The organism is Polyangiaceae bacterium (assembly GCA_020633205.1).
Lineage (GTDB): Bacteria > Myxococcota_A > Polyangia > Polyangiales > Polyangiaceae > JAHBVY01.
Window position 1 is genome coordinate 20642 of sequence record JACKEB010000023.1, and the last position, 19216, is coordinate 39857.

Consider the following 19216-nt stretch of genomic DNA (forward strand, 5'->3'; position numbering starts at 1 on the left):
AGAGCGAAAACGCCGACCCTATGGGGGGTCGGCGTTTTGTGTTGTGGCTGCTGCGAGGCTCACTCGCCGCTAGAAGCGAGCTCCTGCTCGATAGCCTCGAGGTGTGCGTTGACCTGCGGGTCCTTCTGGCGGAGCGCTTCGACACGGCGCACGGCGCTCATCACGGTGGTGTGATCGCGGTTACCGAAGGAGCGTCCGAGCTCCGGGTAGCTGCAGCGCAGGCGCTGGCGGCAGAGGTACATCGCTACCTGGCGCGCGAAGGCGACGCTCTTGTGGCGATCCTTGCTCAAGAGCTCGGCGTTGGTGAGCCGGAAGTGGTTACACACGGCGCGCTGAATGTCTTGCACGCTGACCGGCTCCTGTCGCCGCGGGGCAACGGCGGCGAGCTCACGGCTGGCGAACTCGTAGTCGATGGGGCGCCCGGTGAGCGATGACTTCGCGGCCAAGCGGATCAACGCGCCTTCGAGCTCGCGCACGTTGCTCTGCACGTTCTGGGCGAGCAGGACGGCGACCTCGTCGGTCAACGGGATCCCTTCGAGCTGCGCCTTCTTGCGCACGATGGCGACCCGCGTCTCGAGGCGGGGCACCTGAACATCGGCGACCAAGCCAGAAGTGAAGCGCGACACTAGACGCTCAGGCATGCGTTGCAGCTGCTGAGGATAGGTGTCGCTGGTGACCACGATCGGCCGATCCGCTTCGTGCAGGGCGTTGAATGTGTGGAAGAACTCCTCCTGAGTCTGCTCTCTTCCCGCCAGGAACTGGATGTCGTCGAGCAGCAACAAGTCGCACTCGCGTCGGTAGCGGTTGCGGAACTCGTCCATCTTCTGGTGCTGAAGCGCCTCGATGAACTCGTTGGTGAAGCGTTCGGCCGACACGTAGATAACGCGGGCGTTGGGCTTCTGGTCGAGCAAGCGCTGGGCGATTGCGTGGACCAAGTGCGTCTTGCCGAGACCCGTACCACCGCAGATGAACAGCGGGTTGTAGCGAGGGCCGTCGTCACCTGCCGACGACATGGCAGCCGCATACGCCAGCTCATTGGATGGGCCGACGACGAAGTTCTCGAAGGTGTACTTCGGGTTGAGGACGTCCTTCAGTGATGCGCGCACAGGGTGGATCCGAGAGGGCGATTCAAAGCGGGGTTCACGAGATGATTGCGAATGGGCTGTCCCATCCGAGCGCGACGACGGTGGCGGTGGCTCGCTGACTTGCAAGCGCCGCGGCCGTACCGCAGGACGCATGGTTTTACCATCACACACCGGATTGTTCAGCTCACTCGAGATGCGCCACTCGACTTGAGTCGGTTCGTTCGACCGAGACACCGGTGCTTGGGGCGAACTGTCGCTGTAGGTGCGTGCTTCGCGTGCGCGCAGCTCGTCGATGGTGTTGACCAGGCTGGGCAGGAAATGGGTCTTCACCCAGTCACGCACGAACTCGTCGCGAGCAGTCAGCTCAAGGCGACCCGCTTCCAACTTATCGAACTGGATGGACGAGAACCACTGCTCGAACGAGGCGGGTGACGCCTTGCGAGTGCGTTCGAGGGCAGCGGTCCAGATTTCGAGGTTTGAGCTAGTCATCCTGCTTCAGATTGGGGGTCGGTGATGCGGGTGCTGGCTTGCATGGCGGAGCGGCCACGCTGAAGCCCCCACAACTTGTCCACAGCCTGTGGAAAGGCGTGAGCGAGTGTGGGGTAGGTGGTTCGCTCCCAGCAGGGTGCGAACGGCGGTGAATGAGTGGCGCGTCGTTGGGGCGCGAGGTCGAGGGGCAAGCTTGGAGTCTCGTGTGAGCGTTTGGAGAGTGGAGAGGGCTCTGGGCTTGGCTAGTTTTGTTGTTGGTTAGGGTCGACGTCTCAAAGCGCGAATGGGAAGTGACTGAAGTGCTGAGCTAACGGAGCGGTTTCCTGGTTCGCGCCGTGCGCGCGGATTCGGGACGACTGTGCCTCAGACCGAAACGACCGTTGCGTCGCTGGTCTTGAGATTGCTTCACGCGCGGCATGAAGCAATCGGTCATCAACGACCGGTTCGTGCTCGGAGGCGCGAACGATAACAGTTGCGACCCACCCGGAATCGGTGAGCCTAGCAAAGTCGACGGGCGACGCATCGCCCAATCAACACCATCCCCCCTTAGCTAATCCTGTCCCGCTGTCGTCAGTTGTGTGGCCTGCTGCTTGATCGAGTTTCGCGTTGCTTGCGTTGCTTGCGTTGCTTGCGTTGCTCGGTTTGCGTTGCTCGGTTTGCGTTGCTCGTTCTGCGTTGCATGTTGCTCGAACCGCGGTCACCCGAAGCAGGCTGAACGCGCTAGCGAATCGATCGAATCGCGCCGTTCCCAACCGACGAGCGAGTGCTGAGCTAGCACCGCCTCGCGCACGAGTTCAATGGACGATTTTCGGATCGCCGCGATCCCGCAGCAAAGTCCATCGAACAAAAATCGGGGTGTGACGTACGCGTGACCCGATGCGCCAAGACACTGCTTTGCTGATCGCGGATCCAGCTGAAATTACGAGTGAAACGCATCGCGCCGTGCGTGTGACGAAGGCAAGGCTGCACCAACTTTCGGGGTTTGAAAGATCAAGGGTGAGCGCCGAAAAAAATCCCGAAGCGCGCGTCGGTTGCGCGTCGTCCACAGCCTTGTGGACGAGTCTGTGAGTGGCCGAAACGCGGATCCAAGTTGAGCTCATCCGTCCACACACAGCGCGTCCACAGGCAGTGCACAACCTACGCGTTCGCGCCGCGGATCGACTCGCCCAGCACTGCAGCAACGAGCTCACCTCACCCCACGTGTTGAACTGGTGTTCGTCTGAACAGCATTCGCGGCGGGTTTGGGCGAGGACCGCGCGTTGCGACAAAACTTGGCCCGTTGGCACGCAGCCAGTTAGTGGGCGCGATGCCGTCCGAGTGCCCACCGATGGAAGAACTGCGTTCATCATCAGAGCCCCAAAGCGTCCTACGGCGCGGGACGCAGCGTGGCTACGCCGACCTTCGGCCGGGCGTTTTGGTGCGGACACTCGCGCGCTGGCTATCAGCCGTGGGCCTGGCGGGTAGCGCATTGCTGTCAGCGTCGACGGCTAGCGCTGACCCAAGCGATCTGCCGCCGGAGACGGGGTTCGACTACGGGGATGTCGAAACTCCTCGCACCGCTGCCATGGGTGGCGCCTTGCGCGCGTTCTCCAGCTCGACGGAGTCGATCTACATCAACCCGGGTAACATGGCGGCGTCTCGCGTCTATCACATCGGCGCACTGGCCGCGCTTTGGCCCGAGGCAAGCCGCCAGACGTATGGCGCCGCCGCGGTTGATTCCGTGGGGAGCCGCACGCAGCTCGCCGGTGGTCTGGCGTTTGCGTTCAACCGACAGGATCCAGACGGCGTCGATCGCCAGTGGAACGACCTGCGTTTCGCCCTGGCGTTTCCCTTCTCTCAGCAGTTTCAGCTTGGCATGGCGGGCCGCGTGATGTGGATGAAGGAGAACGGCGATGGACCGCTGGGTAACGACGCCGTGGCGGCTGGCCTGCCCGACGAGAACATCGTTCGTGACTTCACGTTCGACGCGGGGATGTCCTTCCGCCCCACGCCAGAGTTTGCCGTCTCTCTGGTCGGCAACAGCCTGACGAACCCTGATCACGGCTACTTGCCCTCTCGCCTTGGCGGGGGCATCGGCTACGGTACACCCGACTTTACGCTCGAGGGCGACTTGGTTGCTGACTTTACCACGTGGCAACGCACGACGGTGCTGGCGATGGGCGGCTTCGAGTACCTCGCGGGCAACGTCGTGCCCTTGCGGGTCGGCTATCGCTACGACGAAGGACCAGCCACGCACTGGATCTCCGCGGGACTGGGCTACGTCGACCAGCAGGTTTCCGCCGAGATCTCCGCGCGCCGCAGTGTCGCGGGCGAGAAGGCGACCGCCGTCATTATCGGTTTCAAGTACCACCTGGAGAGCGCCGGCGCGGGTATCTCCGGCGGCTTCGACTGAGCGCCTCAGCCCAAGTAGTCGAGGAGCGCGCGTGCTAGCGGCTCGAAGTCGACCGACGGAACCTCGCTGAACGGCGGGCGAGCGGCTTCCGAACGCATCTGATCGATTCCGCGGGGATTTCTAAACCAGTCTTCGTCGTGAGCGTCGCGCAGCTGTTCGACTTCTTGTGCAGCGAGGTGAGCTCCGAGGAAGCGTTGAGCGTCGTCTGGATGGAGCTCAACTAGCGCGCCGCAGAGCCGTGGATCGAGCGCGGTGCCCGTTGCTCTGCGCGCCTGCTCTTCGAAAGTCTGTTGCAGGCGCTCGGTGGAGTAGCTGGCCGAGGCGCGGAGCAGCACTCGCAGCGCAGCGAGCCTTGTCTCCCACAAAAGACTGATCGCGGTGCAGCGTAGGTGCTGGCTCAGCCGAGGCCCGGAGAGCTCGAGCTTGCGTCGCACGTAGCTAGGGTTCAGCGTCAGCAGGGCGAAGCGCGCGCCAACGCTGCGACGTCTGAGGCCGTAGGGATCGAAGCTGACGACGAAAGGCTGATCCTTGGGGCTGGCCGCGTCATGCCAGGCGGCGCCGACGCGCGCCAGCGCGCGCAAGAATGAAGCGCCGCCGAGGGCCTGGGGGAGTGGACCAGGGTCGAGGTTCAGGCTGCGGAACAGCTCTCCCTCGTCGAGCAAGCGGCGCAGCGTGTGGGGGTTGATGCGGGCGGGCCAGCCGTGGTCTTCACGCACGTCGAGGCCCAGCTCGAGCACGTGGCTCAGGCTATCGGGACCGAGGCTGAGCCACGCATCCTGCGTCTTGTCGAGCCACGCGCTAGCGAGCGCGGCGCTTTCTGGGTGGGGTAGCTCGATCTCGTCGGGCGACTCGAGCCCCATCCGCTTGGCGGTTTCAAGCCGCCGCTGCCATAGTGTCGCCGTTACCCTGCGGTAATCGTGGGAGTGTGTCGTGAGCGCTTCGAGCAGCGCCGAGCGGCGCCCGAGCCGCTCATCCAGCGCGCCGGGGGGGCGCAACACGCGCTGCTTCAGGGCGGCGAGGCTGAGCTCCTCTTTCTCGCTTTGTACCCTGAGCCGCTTGGTGCGAAGTTCGGTCGCTTGCTCGAGCAACGCGCCCTGATTGATGCGCGCGTCGGCCAGGCGATAGATCCAGCGACTCAGGTGTTTCCGTAGGGGATCGGCTTCGTGGAGCTCGAGGACTTCGCAGAAGCGGCTCTTCCCCAGCGCCCAGCGGTGGACTTCAAAGGCGCCAAGCGGCGCGATCTCCCCACTGCGGAGTCTGCGTGACCAGCGCACCCACTCCGTTGCCGCGCGAAATAGCGCGCGATCGAGCTTTAGTGGATCGAGGTAGTCCATGGCCTTGGCGATGGATTTGCTACAGCTCGCTGCCGAATTGAAAGGTCAAGTTGCCCACCACCTGAACATAGCTGTCCAGGTGGCCGCCCAGATCCGTGGAGACGTCTTGGCATTCGCCACTGCCCGTAGCCTTGCAGCGGCGGATCTTGTCGACGAACACGCGTGTGACGCTGAGCGCAGGCCCCAAGCGCAGGGTGCGGCTGAGGTGAAAATCGAACCCGATGCCGCCTCGCAAGGCAGGGCCTGCGCCGGTTTCTTCGTAGCCCGTCCGACCGTTTGTAGTTGGCTCTTCTTGGCGGGTGCCCAGCGCGCCTCCCCCCAAACCCAACTCGACGAAGGGTTCGAAGGCACCTTCATCAGCGAAGTAGACGCGGCCTGTGAGACCGAGGAAAGCCGCTCCGGCGCGGGCGTCTGTGTACTCCGGATCTTCCGGTTCATTGCGGAAGCCAGCGATCTCGAAGGTGCCGCCCCAAGCGAACATCGGGGTCACGCGCCACAGCGCGGTGAGGCCAAAGCTCAGGCCAGCGCCGACCCCACTACAGCGTGCGTCGGAGGCGTCGCCCTCCGCACAATGAGGCAGCCCTAGACCGAGATAGAGCACGAGTTCCACGGAGCGGCGCGCGAACTCGGGTTCCTCTGCGAGTGGCGCAGGGGTGACGACACTGGAGCTCGGGCCCGGCCCTGCAATGCCTTCGCCTTGATAAGGCGCATAGGGTGCGGGCTCTGGTTCTGACGCGGCGGCGAGGGTGGGATCGCCAACGTCCGACGACTGCGCGGCACCTGCCGTCAGGGAGCTGGACAGCGCGGCGAGGAAGCCAGCGCAGGACAAAAGTCGGGAGATCAGTGGGTGAATCATCGAGATTCGTAGTCGGTTGTCAGGACAGCCGGCGAGGACCGTATTACACCTCGAGCAAGGACACAGCCTTCGCGCGTTGCGGAAGTCGCGCGCACTCTTCATCGACCTGTTCGCGGCTCAGTTGCGCGAGTGCTGCATGGCACGACACCTCCCAGTCATCCAGAACCAAGATCCGGAAGACGCGGCCGCGGAAGAGCGCTCGCCGCGGGGCTGGGTCGTGGTTGGCGCGATGCTCGGCTTCACGCTTTGGCTGCCGCTCCTGATGATCGCGCAGTGGGTGAGCGCGAAGTGGACCGTCGCGGTGAGTAGCGACGGTGCGCCCAGCTACGATGCGCTGCTGTTGATCCAGCTCGGCCCGGTGCTGCTCACGCTGATGATCGCGACGGGTGGCGCAGGCGGTTTGGTCGGGCGCTTCGGTGGTCGGGCGGGCGCTCTGCACGGGGCGCTCTCGGGCTTGTCGATGGCCGTTGGGGTTGGCGTGTTGGCCGTGCTGAGTGGCAGCTTTCCGTCCTTGCTGGTTGCTGTGCTGGGCACCCTGGTGCTGGCGTTGGTGGCGACCTCCGCCGGCTATTTCGGCGGTCGCTTCGGCGTGCGGCGGCGACCAAGCATCAAACCGAAGGCGTGATTCGTGCGCTTGCGCGGCCTTCGAATGGTTTGGGGGGAGGCGCACTGAAGCGTCCCGTGGGCCCCCCAAAACGTCCTCGAGGTGTCTGCCGCAGCCCCCGAACTCGTGTGTATTCCCGGGTTTCGCGACCGCAGTGCGACCAATAGCCACCTAGGTGCGCTGGACCTGGCCCAGCGGACAAACTACGATCCCAAGTAATGTCGAACCTCGACGACGAGCTCAAAGCTGCGGTCGAGGCGAGCGAGGCGCAGAGCCCGGTCGCCACGGATGTCGCCCCCGAGCCCAAGAAGCAAGGCAAGCGCAGCCTCGGACTCCTGCTCACGTTGCTCGTGATCGGAGGCGGGCTCTTGGTGCTGGTGTTCACCGGATTCGATGGCGACGCGGTCTACTCTCGCGGCGTCGATCAGCTGATGGACGAGAAGGCCAAGCTCGACAGCGAGGTGGCTGCGGCGACAAACGCTGATCAGGCGGTGCGCGAGAAGGAGCGACTGCTCAATCGCAACACGCGAGTGATGGGAACGCTGGTCAAGGGCTCGCTAAAGAAGCGCGACCAGCCTTGCGAGTATCGTTTCGACATTGAAAAAGGTGGCAAGAAGCTGCCGGTCCGTTACTCCCAGTGCGTCGTGCCGGACACCTTCCGCGATGTACCTGAGATGGACGTCGAGGTCACCGTCACGGGCAAGCTGCAGAACGAAGGCTTCTTCCAAGCCGAACAGATCATGGCGAAGTGCCCGTCGAAGTACGACATGAAGCAGCGTGCGGCGAACGGAGAGACCGCGCCTCACGGCGACATGGGCGCCTCGCCCCGGGTCAACTGACCGCGCCCCGCCTATTCACCCGCGTTCACTCACCAGACGCGCTCCGCTGGCATGCCCGGCAGCGTCCCGCTCGCCGCAGGTCCTGCACGTTTTGCGGCCACAAACGCGCCGGATTCGCCGCTTGCTTGCGCGGTGTTGGTAGCTGACGCGAGCAGGCCGTGATAGCCCGAGGCACTATGTGGGATCGCTTCCTCAGGGCTTGCCGGCGTGAACCGGTCGATCAGACTCCCGTTTGGTTCATGCGTCAGGCGGGGCGCTACATGGCGGAATACCGCGCCATTCGTAAGAACCACACGCTGCTCGAGATCTGTAAGCAACCGGATCTAGCCACGGAGGTCACGCTGCAGCCGGTGAACGCGTTCGCCGTCGACGCGGCAATTCTGTTCGCTGACATCTTGTTGCCCCTCGAACCGATGGGCGCCCCCTTCGAGTTTGCAGCGGGCGAGGGACCCCGGGTGTTCGACCCGGTGCGGGACAAAGCCGGCGTCGAGCGCCTGCGCGTCATCGAGCCTGAAGAAGGCCTCGGCTACGTGCTCGAGTCGATCAAGAGTATCCGCAAGGAACTGGACGGGAAGACGCCGCTCATCGGCTTTGCCGGTGCACCGTTCACGCTGGCTTCCTACCTGGTCGAGGGCGGCAAGAGCTCGCACTACGCCATCACCAAGCGCATGATGTACGGCGAACCCGAGCTCTGGAAGAGCCTGATGGAGAAGCTGTCAGAGGTCGTTCGCCGCTACCTGCGAGCGCAGGTCGAGGCAGGTGCTCAAGCGGTGCAGCTCTTCGACAGCTGGATTGGTGCGCTGTCTCCTCAGGACTATCGCGACTTCGTTCAGCCTCACGTCGCGCACATCCTGAAAGATCTGGAGACGACTGGCGTACCGGTGATCCACTTCGGCACTGGCACGGCGATGCTGCTCAAGGACCAAAAGGCGGCGGGCGGCACCGTGATCGGTGTCGACTGGCGCACCCCCATGAACTGGGCTCGTGAACAGCTGGGTGACGACGTCACGCTCCAAGGCAACCTGGATCCGCTGGTGCTCCAGGCGCCCGAGGCGGTCGCCAAGCGTCATGTCGATCGGGTGCTGGACGAGGCCGGGGGCAAGCCCCATATCTTCAACCTCGGTCATGGAATCCTCCCGGAAACAAATCCGGACATGGTGAAGATGGTCGCGGACTACGTTCACGAGCGCAGCGCTCGCTGACCGACGTCTCGCATCCGCTCTACGCTTCAGGAGACGAGAAGTGAGCGAATCGCTCTCAAAGCACGTGGTCGTGGTCGGCGGTGGTGTCACCGGGCTGACCGCGGCGTATCGCATTCACAAGCTGCGCCCCGAGTGGCGGGTCACACTCCTCGAGAGCCGTGACCGCCTAGGTGGGAACATCGTCACCGTGCGCGAAAAAGGTTTCGTCATCGATGGTGGGCCGGATTCATTCGTGCGCACCAAGCCGGCGGCGGTGAAGCTCGCCCGCGAGCTCGGGCTGGAGGACCAGCTCATCACCACCAAGCCAGACGGTCGCAAGGTCTACCTGGCGCACGCGGGCCAGCTCGAAGCCATGCCCGAGGGGATGGCGCTGGGCGTCCCAACGCGACCCGGTCCGCTGGTGCGTTCACGGCTGCTCGGCTGGCCCGCCAAGCTGCGCTTGTTCTCCGAGCCTTTCTGGCCCGCAGGCAACGACGACGGTCGCGACGAGTCGATCTACGACTTCCTCTCCCGCCGTCTTGGTGGCACCGCAGCGGAGCGCTTGGCTGGCCCGCTCCTGGGCGGCATCTACGCGGGGGACATCCGCAAGCTGTCCATGCGCGCGACGTTTCCTCAGCTGATCGAGCTGGAGAAGAAGCATCGCAGCCTGGTGCTCGGCACGTTGGCCATGCGTGCGGATGGGCGCCGTCGCGTGAAGGGCGAAGCGACACCGAACAGTCGCCTGAAGCGCACCCAGCAGCTGATCCAGGCTGCCTGGGGCACCGCGGAGAGCCCGTTTTATTCGTTCAAGGGTGGCATGCTCAGCCTGATCGACGCGCTCGCGGATGCATTACCGCAGGGAACTGTTCGGCTCGAAGCTGGGCTCGATGGGTTGCGACGCGAGGGCGAGAAGTGGCAGCTCGTGTCGGGCGACCAGAAGCTCGAGGCTGACGCAGTGGTCCTGGCTTGTCCGGCGCGCGTGGCCGCAAAGCTTGTCCCAACTGAGCAGCTATCGCGGGATCTGTCGAGTATCCAGTACCTCTCGACGGCCACGGTGTTCTTCGCCTTCGACCGCTCGCAGGTGTCTCACCCTCTAGACGGCGTTGGGTTCGTGGTGCCGCCCGGCGAGGGCGATATCCTCGCGGGCACCTTCATCAACTCCAAGTGGGAGCACCGGGTGCCCGAGGGCAAGGTGCTCCTGAGAGCGTTCCTCGGCGGAGCGCGTGGTGGTGAGCTGGTCGAACAGCAGAGTGACGCCGAACTCAGCGCTCGCGCCCTGAAGGAGCTCAAGCGCCTGATGGGGAGGCTCGGCGAACCCGAATGGACGCGCGTGTTCCGCTACCCGAAGAGCAACCCTCAGCCGCACCTCGGACACAAAGAGCGCCTCGTGCGTCTGCGCGAGAACGGAGTTCGCGGGCTGGAGCTAGCCGGAGCCGCTTACGACGGCGTTGGCATTCCGGACTGCGTTGCGCAGGCGGAACGCGCTGCTGAGTCTATCATCAAGCAGCTCGCCTAGTCACTGCGGAGCCCCCAAGCGATCGACGCCGATGGGCTCCGTACAGTTTCCCTGCGGTTAATTGGTGGCTACTCGTTGTAGATGTACTCGAACTCGCCGAGAGTCATCTGCAAGGTGTTGCCGCTGACGCAATAGTCGATGGTGTCAGTCTTGCTCGGGGCCACCAGGGTGAGCTTGGTGCCCGCGGTGGAGTAGGTGCCGGTCTCGACGCCGTTGTCAGCCACGCTTGGGAACACGCTGCAGTCGCACTGCGTCGCCGGGTTGCCTTCACACACCATCGCCATCTTCATGGCCGCGCTCAGCGGGGCGTCCAGCTCCGAGCACTGGCTCACCGTGATGCTCAGCCCGGACTCGATCTTCGAGACGCAAGTCGGTTGCATGTGGAAGGTGGTTTTGGTTGCCACCGTGAGCGAATAGACGAAGTTGCCGCCATTGAACTCGAACAAGCTTCCACCCACCGTCCCCACGGAGCCGGTTGAGTCGGTGCTGCAAGTCGGGAATGGTCCGGCGCCCGGCGGTGTACCGGTAAAGCAGAAGCCACCCAGATCGTAGTGAGAAGCCAGCGTGCCTCCGCACGGAGACGCGATGTTGCAGCCGCTGGTCACATCCGCAGCGTTCCCTTGCAGTACGGCGTAGTAGGTGAAGTGATTGATCGGAGCCGCGACTCGCCCCGTGAGCTGCAGCGTGGGTACCGGGATCCAAACGTTGTTCGTCGTATCGAGCCAGGCGATGAACCACTGCTTGCCGGTTGGTGCCGCGCCGCTGACCGGTAGGGTCAACACGCCCACGTCGTCGAACTTCGTGCCGTTTGGGGTGAGGTCATACACCTTGCCCTGGATATCACCCGCACGCGGCAGTCCGGAGGTCGAGCTAGTCGAGCTGCCGGTGATCACCGTATTCCCGGTCACCGCGTTCTGACCGAACGTCAGCGAAGCGCCGTCGAACTCCAGGCGCCCGCCGTCGGTGGTGATGGTGACCGACGTACCCGCAGAGCTGCCTCCAGTGCCGCCGGTTCCAGCGGTACCGCCCGTCGTGCCACCGGCTCCAGCTGAGCCTCCCGTCGTCCCCGCAGAACCTCCCGTCGTCCCCGCAGAACCTCCCGTCGTCCCCGCGGCACCACCGGTGGTGCCGCCCGAGCCGGCTGTGCCGCCAGTCGAGCCGCCAGAGCCGCCTGTGGTGCCAGCGGAGCCGCCTGTGGTTCCAGCAGTGCCACCGCTGGTGCCAGCAGACCCGCCCGCACCGCCTGCGGCAGTTCCTCCGGTGCCGCCCGCCGTCCCGCCGGCGGCGCTCCCACCCGTTCCGCCGCTCGCCGCGCTGCCGCCGGCGCCGCCGTTTCCGGAGCCGCTAGACCCAGCATCTCCGCCGGTCCCGGCAGCCGAGCCGCCAGCACCGCTCGAGCCGCCAGACCCGCTGGTGTCATCGTCGCTACAACCCGCCAGGCCGAGCGCCACGGCGAGTACCCCCAAGGTGACTCTTCTCATAACGTCGGATAGTCCGTTCGAGCCGCCATCCCGCCAATCCCCCAACCAGGAGAAGCAAAGTTACTCACACGCATGATTCCGCAGGGTTGCCGCGCGCTCCGTCGCCTACCGCGGATCAGCGTGCCCTGGTGGTACACGATCTGCCAGCCGTCCGCGCTACGCCGCCAAATGGTGGCCCGCCGGCTACGCCTGCCCGCCTGATCCAAGATGTAGGTGAGCAAGTAGGTGTCCGGCCCGAGCTCCCGGCACCAATGGTCGCTGCTCGCCCAACGACTGGTATCTGGCTCGGTTCCCTCGAGGAAACGCGTCTCAACCGTATCGATCACGTGCTGTCTGTCGTATGCAAGACCGGTCGCGCCAACTTGCCAGAAGGCAGCTGCAGTCTGCGCCTCGAGCGCTTCACGGGTCACCCCAAGCTCTTCACGATGAAAGATCGGCTCACGCGCCTTGAGCTCTTCGAGGACATCCAGAAGCGCAGGGTCGGTCGCAGGCAGCGTCATGCTCCGAGCATAACCGCCACCTCCAAGCTGAGGGTCGTTGGTCTCGAACCGTCGCAGCCGCGACCCGAGCGCAGCAAGGGACGCTCGCTCTCAACTCGCCAGACCCGAGCGCAGCAAGGGGTCACAGGCGTTCCGACTCCCATCGCCAGCGACCCGAGCGCCGCAAGGGGTCGCCAGCGTTTGAACTCGCGCTCTCGATGGTCAGAGAGTCCGCAGCAGACGGGAGGACGCCGCAGGCGTCCGAACAGTTCTGGCGCTAGGACTCTCCCCGTGGTCCGCCGGCACGAATCGCCTCGAGCGACCCCGCGTGAGCGAGGGGTCGCTCTCGTCTCCTCAAGGCACCAGCTCTGCGTCCCCCGCGCTGTATTGATTTGCGCTCGGCCTACGGCCTCACGCCCTCGCGAATGTGCGAGCTAGGCTCGCACTCGCGAAGGTCAGAGAGTCCGTCGCGAGTGGCGAGCGCTTCAGCGCCTCGCACAGTTCTGGCGCTAGGACTCGACACCTAGCGAAATGCGCGAGCTGAGCTCGCGCTCGCGCCGGTCAGAGAGTCCGCGGCAGACGGGAGGGTGCTTCAGCACCCGAACAGTTCTGGCGCTAGGACTCGAAACCGAGCGAAATGTGCGAGCTAGGCTCGCACTCGCGAAGGTCAGAGAGGCCGCGGCCTGTGGGAGCGCGCCGGAGGCGCGCGACAATGTTCTGGCGCTAGGACTCGAACCTAGATTCAGGGATTCAAAGTCCCTTGTCCTGCCTTTAGACGACGCCAGAGTGTCTTCGCTTTTGGCGAAGGAGCCGGGAGCTTAGTCAGCTGAGCGTCTCCTTCAAGGGGAGAAAGCCGGATTTTCCTTGGGGCCAGGGGGCTCCAAAGAGTGCCGAGAGCGGGAGACTGCTCCGCTGCTGTGTGGGGCGCGAGCGCTGAGCGCGCGGCCGAGTCGCCTGGGGCAACAGCATGGGCGGGTCACACAGGACACTCGGTTCGCTCCGGAGTTCCGCCGTTTTGCGCTTTTCTGCCAAGCTTTTCTGACGCTCGTCAGTCCATGGGAACCCCGTGGGTCAAGGCGCTGTCCGCTGCGAGTGGCCGGCAACGCGCGCACCAAGTCGCCCCCAGTCAGTGGGGAAGCACCGAGTGTGCCCGACGCCGACCAAGTTCCGCTATACGGTTTACTTGAGGCTTGGTGGAGCGTGCCCGAATCGGACGAAGCCAGCGAGCGTAAGTTCATCGAGCGCCTGCGGGCGCATGACGAGCGAGCGTTCAACGAGCTTGTTGAGCTCTACAAGAACCGCGTGTTCGCGTTGGTCTTCCGCATGCTCGGGCGCCGGGATGAAGCGGAGGACATGACCCAAGAGGTCTTCGTCCAGGTCTTCAAAGCCATCGGTCAGTTTCGCGGCGACTCCAAGCTCAGTACCTGGATTTATCGCATCGCGGTGAACCTGTGTAAGAACCGGGTCAAGTACATGGCGCGGCGCCACAGTGATCGTCAGGCAGAGCTCGAACCCATCGCTGAACGTGCTCCGCTGAGCAACGCAAAGGGCGTCACCTTTGGCGACGTCGCAAGACCGGATCACATGGTCGAGGGCTTCCAGATGGAGGTCATCGTCAAGCTGTGCATCGAGGAGATCGAGACTGAGTTCCGCGAGGTACTAGTGCTGAGGGACGTGGAGGATCTGACCTACGAGGAGATCGCGGAGATCACGTCCTTGCCCGTCGGCACCGTGAAGAGCCGCATTCATCGCGCACGCGCGATGCTCAAGACCAAGGTGGAAGCGCGCATGGGGGAGAAGATCCGATGAGCGACTCCAATCCCCCCGAGGACGAAGCCATGGAGCAAGAGCTTGCAGACGCCATGCAGGAGCTCGAGGAGGAGGGAGTATCCCTGCCGGAGCTCAGCGAGGACGAAGAGAACGAGCTCCGGAGCCTGATCCGCGGTGCGCTCGCGGAGAAGCAAGAGAGCGACGCGCCCGATGTGCTCGCAGGCGTCCAAAAGAAGCTGCGCGAGCGAAGCGGCGGCAAGTTCTATCGCGACGGCTGGAGCACCTCTCAAGAGGCACCCATCGCGACCTATCTGGTGACCAGTGCGCTGATGCTCGTCGTGTTGCTGCTGGTCTACGCCGTGCTCGGGCCACTCTCAGGGGAAGCCATCAAAGTGGACATGCAGCCTGCGCCAGTCCAGGTGCTCCCCTCACCCCCGGCAAATCCTGGGCATAGCTAGACGAAACCCCCGGATCCTTGAGGAGCGGGGGTTAGGTCAGCTGTTTCGCGGCGGACACGCGCTGCGTCTAGCGTTTACGCACGGAAAATCCGAGACTGCGTTTGAGAATCACGGGATCCAGCGGGCGAGGACGCAGGTGATGTTGTCGGGTCCGCCGCCGTCGTTGGCTGCTTCGATCAGGCGATGGGTGGCCGTCGGCAGATCAGGCGATGCGAGCACGATCTCCAAGATCTGTTCGTCCGTGACTGGGCCGCACAGACCGTCGCTGCAGAGCAACATGGTGTCGCCAGCCAGCGGCCGCTCGAAGCGCGTGTCCACCTTCACGGTGTCCTTCATTCCAAGGGCGCGCACGATCACGTTCTTGTGAGGGAAGTTCGCGATCTCCTCCTCGGTGAGCTGCTTCATCTTCTTGTAGTCGTTGAGCAGCGAGTGATCTTCCGTGAGCTGTTCGAGCTTGCCGTCGCGAATGCGATAGCAGCGGCTGTCACCCACGTGCGCGACGTAGACGCCGTCTTCCACTGCGAACAGTGAAGCGAGGGTCGTACCCATGCCGCGTTGCTTCGCGTTGCGATGTGAAGCTTCGTAGATGCGCAGGTTCGAGAGCTTGATCCCGGTGATCAACCGGTTCTCTTCGTAACCCTTGGCGCGATCCATCTTGTACGGCCAGGTGCGCTCCGGATCGTCCGCGGTCGAGGCGAAGAAATCCGCCATCGTGTCCACGGCCATCTTGGATGCGACCTCGCCCGAAGCGTGACCGCCCATTCCGTCTGCGACGATGTAGAGGCCGTACTGCGCGAAGATCGCGAAGTTGTCCTCGTTGTGGGCGCGCTTGCGTCCGACGTCAGTTTCGCCGGCAACCTCGATACGTAGGGGCTGTGACACGGTCCTCTTGTGAGCTGCCTTACCTGCGGCCTTCCCTGGTCACGCAGTTCACAGGATCGTTGTCCGATGCGCTCGAAGTGTCAATCACGGCTCGCGGCTCTCGCCGCCTTGTGGGTCAATTCGCTCGTCCGCATGGCGCTTCTTTCGCGTTCACCCCGCAGGGGAGACATCTGCACACAGCCGCTCGACTAGGCGCATCGCGGCACGACGACGCGAAAACGCCCGCCAAGGCTGCTGACGGGCGTTTCGTTTCGTTTAGACCTCCACTTTCGTGGTGGACTTGCAATCGCCTAGCGTGTACGCGCCGGCCGCTTCAGCGCTTTTGAGCGAGGTGCCTTGCGGGTGAGGCCCTTCTTTGCGCTGGGTGCTGCAGTGAGGCCCAGGGAAACCTGACGGAATTTTCCCCCGCCGAATAGCAGCAGCTGAATGCTGTCGCCGACTGCGCGCTGGTTGATCGCGTTGGCGAGGGACTCCGGCGTCATCACCGGTGATCCATCGACAGCGACGATCACGTCGCTCGTCGACTCGTCACTGCCCCCATGTAGACCTGCGGCGGCCGCAGCGCTCTTCGGGTGGATCTTCATCACCCGCACGCCGCGCACCGGGCCGACATCCGCGGCTACGCCTTGAATGCCGAGCCAAGGCGCCGGCGGGATAGCGTTTGCCGGTACCGTGCGGAGAAAGGCTTTGATCGCTGTCACGGGAACGCCAAACGGCACCGTTGCACAGTCTTGGCCTGGCACGGGTGCGCAGGCGCGCCCGATCATGCCCACGACGCGACCCTTGTCGTCGACGATAGGAGACCCGACGTCGCTGTTCTTGAAGCGGCTTGCGAGGTCGATGGCGTCCCGCAAGAGCTCGCTATCGGCGCCTTGCATGGTGCGCAGGCCCTTCACGATCAAGCGACTCGGAGCGAGGTCCTTGTTCGCTACCGGCGTGAAGGTGCGTAGCGAAGCGCCCGCTCGGCTGGCGTCGGTGCCGCCCGCTCGCAGGCCCTTCTTCCAGCGGCCGCTCTGGGGAACCAACAGCGCGAGGTCCCAGGCGCGATCCGAGTGGCCCATCTTGATGGGCATCACAGAGCCATCGGCGAAGCGAGCGTCCAGCTGGTTGCCGTGCCCGACATTGGACAGTGCCGTGAGGATACGCCCGTCGCCGGCGAGCACCGTCCCGAGGCCGAGCACCTTGCCCTTGCGCTCGATCATCACGACGCCGTCGCGTGCCTTGTCGACTGCGCTCTCGGAGCCGTCCGGCTTCTCGATCGAGTCGTCTGCGGCTTGGTCTGCGGCGGTGGCTGCAGCTCGCGCGGCCTGAGCGGCGGCGCGCGCCGCCTCCGCCTTTGCAGCGTCATCCTTGCCCGCCGCGAAAGCCGAACCAGAAACTACCAGCGAGCCAAGGACGGCCCACACCCCCAAAAGTCGACGCCCGTTCACGCGCTGAGTGTAGCCAAAAATACCCAGGGCGCGAGCCGCACGGGCCCGGTTCACGGGATCGCGAGTCGTTGTGATTGCCCCTGAGTCAGCTGCCCGTCTGCTGCGTGAAGTCATGCTTGCCTCCTGCCTCTGTTGTCGACCTCGGGGCGGGCCCGAGGTGAGTAGTGGGCTGATTGCAAGGCACGGGCCGAAACGGCGAACCAGGCGCTCGCGTCGGCAGAGAGGAGACAAATGGCGCGGGTTGCCAGTCGGCGCGCGCCTAGGGTCGTTGAATCAATCTGCGGGCCTGTCGAGGCGGCGCACACCTTGTGGGCTCGCCACCAACACAACGTCTGCACGGCCCACGAACAGGCCCGTCTCCACCACCCCGGGGATCAAGCTGAGCTCGCGCTCGAGGGACGATGGATCGGTGATCACGCCGACTCGCAGATCATAGATGTAGTTGCCGCTGTCGGTGCGCCACGGAGCGCCGTCTCGCTCTCGGAGCACGGGCTCACCTAGCTTTTCCAGGCTCTTCGCGATGGCGCGATGGGCGAATCCCAGGATCTCGAGCGGCACTGGCCAGCGCTCCCCGAGTTTTTTCGAGAGCTTGCTCTCGTCGACAATGATCACGTTGCGCCTCGCTGCGTGATTCACAATTTTCTCGCGCAGATGCGCGCCGCCGCCGCCCTTGATCAGGTCGAGGGTTGCGCTCACCTCATCTGCTCCGTCGACGCACACGTCGATCTCCCAAGGACCATCTGGGTCCAGGATCGGGATGCCCAACGCTTGCGCCTGGCGGTGGCTGGCCTCGCTGGTCGGCACGCCTTGGAACTTACGGCCCTGGGTCACCAAGCGGCCCACGCCGTCGATGAACAATTTCGCGGTGGAGCCGGTACCCAAGCCGAGCACGCCGGATTCGGGAAGCAGCTCGAGCGCTGCGTCGGCGGCCTGCTGCTTCTGTGCGTCTGCGTCCATGTCCGGCTACCGAACACCGGCGCGGCCGAGCGTCAAGCAACGCGCTCTCGCTTCTGTGCTCTTCGCTACGAGTCAGCCGTCGCCGTCGGGCTTGCGAGTCAGATAGAAGAAGTCACGCATCGAGCGGGCGCCGACGTACTCGTCCTCTTTATGCTCAAAGCCTTTGGCGAGGGGTACGGCCTTGAGCGTCGACCCGCCTTCCACGGGTTCGTAGAGCAAGAACTTGGGGTAGCTCCAGTTCACGTCGAGCTGAGCCACCGTGGCTGCGCCGGCGTGGTGCATGCCGTCAGCCAACGCGCGGGCCGTCGTGTCCTTGGTGATCGCGACGAACAGCACCTCGCGGCTCTCATCGAGTCCAATCGCGCTTCGGCGTATCACCGTCTCTCCGTCAAGCGTCGCGCCCCAAGCACGCGCGTCCGGATCCATCAACCCCGGGTGGCGCTTGCCGTCTTCGTACATGCAGCCCGGCGCTTGGCGGAACCACTGCATCTTGTCTTCAATACCTTCGATCGTTTTCCAGGTGGCAATGCGTAGCTTGCCGTCGTCGAACTTGGCGACGGTGCAGGCCTTGGGTCGCGGCTTGACCAAGGTGATGCCGTCGATCTTCATGCCGTAGTAACCGTGCTCCGTCTTGAAGCCGCCGTTGAACGCCCCGAGTAGGCGCGAGACATGTTCCGTGGGGATCTTGGCGGCGCGCTTGTACTTGCTGCCTGCGACCTCGAAGCTCTTCGGCTCTTGGTAGCCGGCCATCGCGTGCAGGTCGACACGGCGCAAGTCCACAGCCACCACGAAGACTTCCGCCCAGGAGCGGTTGCGGTCGGAGTGAAGCAGCGTCTTGAACATCACGGTCTCCGCGTCCGGATGCTGTGCGTCCTTGATCGGGACCCACTGACCATCGCCCGGGGCAGACCAGGACTTGTGTACGGGGCCGACGTCCGCCGGACGGAACGGCGGCAGCGGAGGCGGGCCCGCGTCGGGGGTTGCGCTGGGTGTTTCAGGGATGCTCGAGTCGGCGGCGGCAGGGACTTCCCAGTAGGCCTTGGGTGGCTCGTTTCCGTACCACCATTGATTGAAGCGATCTTGAACCGCGTAGGCCTTGTTCTCGATGCTCGTGACGGCGTCCTTGCCAATCACGGCCCGCAACGTGTCTGCCAGTACTGGGCCGAGCCCGGGGAAGGTGTGCACCGCGATCCACAGCAGCACCACCGCGATTGGCGCTGCGACCAGTCCGCGCTTGGTCCAGCGCCAGGCGGTGCGCCGAAAGCGCTGCCAACCCGAGCCGGAGTCGCTTTCCTTCGCAGACTTCGCGGGACGCTTGCTCTTGGCCTTCGAGGGCGGCGGTGAGGACGAAGGTCGCACCATCGCGGGAGTCTAACCAGCACAGCCCCGATCGCACAAAAGTCAGCCAAAAGCCTCGCGTTGCCCCACAGCTCACCCACGGGCAGCGCAGTTTGGCTATACAA

Annotated in this window: 15 protein-coding genes, 1 tRNA gene and 1 pseudogene; 7 read left to right on the plus strand and 10 right to left on the minus strand. The window is 64.4% G+C overall.

Annotated elements, in window-relative coordinates:
• Positions 1–59: 59 nt before the first annotated feature.
• On the minus strand, positions 60–1574 hold the full coding sequence (gene dnaA, locus H6718_34610) for a chromosomal replication initiator protein DnaA (protein MCB9590593.1): 1515 nt from the start codon (positions 1572–1574) through the stop codon (positions 60–62).
• A gap of 1327 nt (positions 1575–2901) precedes the next feature.
• On the opposite strand from dnaA, the gene H6718_34615 reads away from it, so the two are divergent.
• Positions 2902–3966 (plus strand): hypothetical protein, encoded by a 1065-nt coding sequence (locus tag H6718_34615; protein ID MCB9590594.1) that lies wholly within the window; start codon positions 2902–2904, stop codon positions 3964–3966.
• A gap of 5 nt (positions 3967–3971) precedes the next feature.
• Here the strand turns inward: H6718_34615 and H6718_34620 are convergent, their stop codons facing one another.
• On the minus strand, positions 3972–5300 hold the full coding sequence (locus H6718_34620; protein ID MCB9590595.1) for a hypothetical protein: 1329 nt from the start codon (positions 5298–5300) through the stop codon (positions 3972–3974).
• Positions 5301–5319: 19 nt separating this feature from the next.
• Positions 5320–6156, minus strand: a complete 837-nt coding sequence (locus H6718_34625) for a hypothetical protein (GenBank protein ID MCB9590596.1) — start codon at positions 6154–6156, stop codon at positions 5320–5322.
• Positions 6157–6292: 136 nt separating this feature from the next.
• Here H6718_34625 and H6718_34630 point away from each other — a divergent pair, with 136 nt between their 5' ends.
• The 4 genes from H6718_34630 (at position 6293) to hemG (ending at position 10296) form a co-directional block, all read left to right on the plus strand.
• Positions 6293–6781 (plus strand): hypothetical protein, encoded by a 489-nt coding sequence (locus H6718_34630; protein ID MCB9590597.1) that lies wholly within the window; start codon positions 6293–6295, stop codon positions 6779–6781.
• Positions 6782–6978: 197 nt separating this feature from the next.
• Entirely contained in the window at positions 6979–7599 is a 621-nt protein-coding gene (locus tag H6718_34635; GenBank protein MCB9590598.1) for a cytochrome c maturation protein CcmE, read from the plus strand.
• A 176-nt stretch (positions 7600–7775) separates the two neighbouring features.
• Positions 7776–8801, plus strand: coding sequence for a uroporphyrinogen decarboxylase (hemE, locus tag H6718_34640; GenBank protein MCB9590599.1), 1026 nt, complete (start codon positions 7776–7778; stop codon positions 8799–8801).
• Positions 8802–8841: 40 nt separating this feature from the next.
• Positions 8842–10296: a protoporphyrinogen oxidase gene (hemG, locus tag H6718_34645; GenBank protein ID MCB9590600.1), complete on the plus strand. Its 1455-nt coding sequence runs from the start codon at positions 8842–8844 to the stop codon at positions 10294–10296.
• Positions 10297–10364: 68 nt separating this feature from the next.
• On the opposite strand, the gene H6718_34650 is transcribed toward hemG, so the two are convergent.
• The 3 genes and pseudogenes from H6718_34650 to H6718_34660 all read right to left on the minus strand — a co-directional run bounded on the left by H6718_34650 (position 10365) and on the right by H6718_34660 (position 13042).
• Positions 10365–11777, minus strand: coding sequence for a hypothetical protein (locus H6718_34650; GenBank protein ID MCB9590601.1), 1413 nt, complete (start codon positions 11775–11777; stop codon positions 10365–10367).
• A 113-nt stretch (positions 11778–11890) separates the two neighbouring features.
• Positions 11891–12277 (minus strand): annotated as a pseudogene (locus H6718_34655) (DUF4440 domain-containing protein).
• A gap of 694 nt (positions 12278–12971) precedes the next feature.
• Positions 12972–13042: transfer RNA gene (locus tag H6718_34660), tRNA-Gln, on the minus strand.
• A 168-nt stretch (positions 13043–13210) separates the two neighbouring features.
• Here H6718_34660 and H6718_34665 point away from each other — a divergent pair.
• Both H6718_34665 and H6718_34670 read left to right on the plus strand, forming a co-directional pair.
• Positions 13211–14065: a sigma-70 family RNA polymerase sigma factor gene (locus H6718_34665; protein MCB9590602.1), complete on the plus strand. Its 855-nt coding sequence runs from the start codon at positions 13211–13213 to the stop codon at positions 14063–14065.
• On the plus strand, positions 14062–14484 hold the full coding sequence (locus tag H6718_34670) for a hypothetical protein (GenBank protein ID MCB9590603.1): 423 nt from the start codon (positions 14062–14064) through the stop codon (positions 14482–14484). Before H6718_34665 ends, H6718_34670 begins: the two co-directional genes overlap by 4 nt.
• 108 nt (positions 14485–14592) lie before the next feature.
• Here the strand turns inward: H6718_34670 and H6718_34675 are convergent, their stop codons facing one another.
• The 4 genes from H6718_34675 to H6718_34690 form a co-directional block, all read right to left on the minus strand.
• A complete protein-coding gene (locus H6718_34675; GenBank protein MCB9590604.1) occupies positions 14593–15366 on the minus strand; it encodes a Stp1/IreP family PP2C-type Ser/Thr phosphatase in 774 nt (257 codons plus the stop codon).
• A 290-nt stretch (positions 15367–15656) separates the two neighbouring features.
• Positions 15657–16796 (minus strand): serine protease, encoded by a 1140-nt coding sequence (locus tag H6718_34680; GenBank protein ID MCB9590605.1) that lies wholly within the window; start codon positions 16794–16796, stop codon positions 15657–15659.
• A gap of 273 nt (positions 16797–17069) precedes the next feature.
• Positions 17070–17753: a ribose-5-phosphate isomerase RpiA gene (rpiA, locus tag H6718_34685; protein ID MCB9590606.1), complete on the minus strand. Its 684-nt coding sequence runs from the start codon at positions 17751–17753 to the stop codon at positions 17070–17072.
• 72 nt (positions 17754–17825) lie between these two features.
• Positions 17826–18965: a hypothetical protein gene (locus H6718_34690; protein MCB9590607.1), complete on the minus strand. Its 1140-nt coding sequence runs from the start codon at positions 18963–18965 to the stop codon at positions 17826–17828.
• Between the last annotated feature and the right edge of the window lie 251 nt (positions 18966–19216).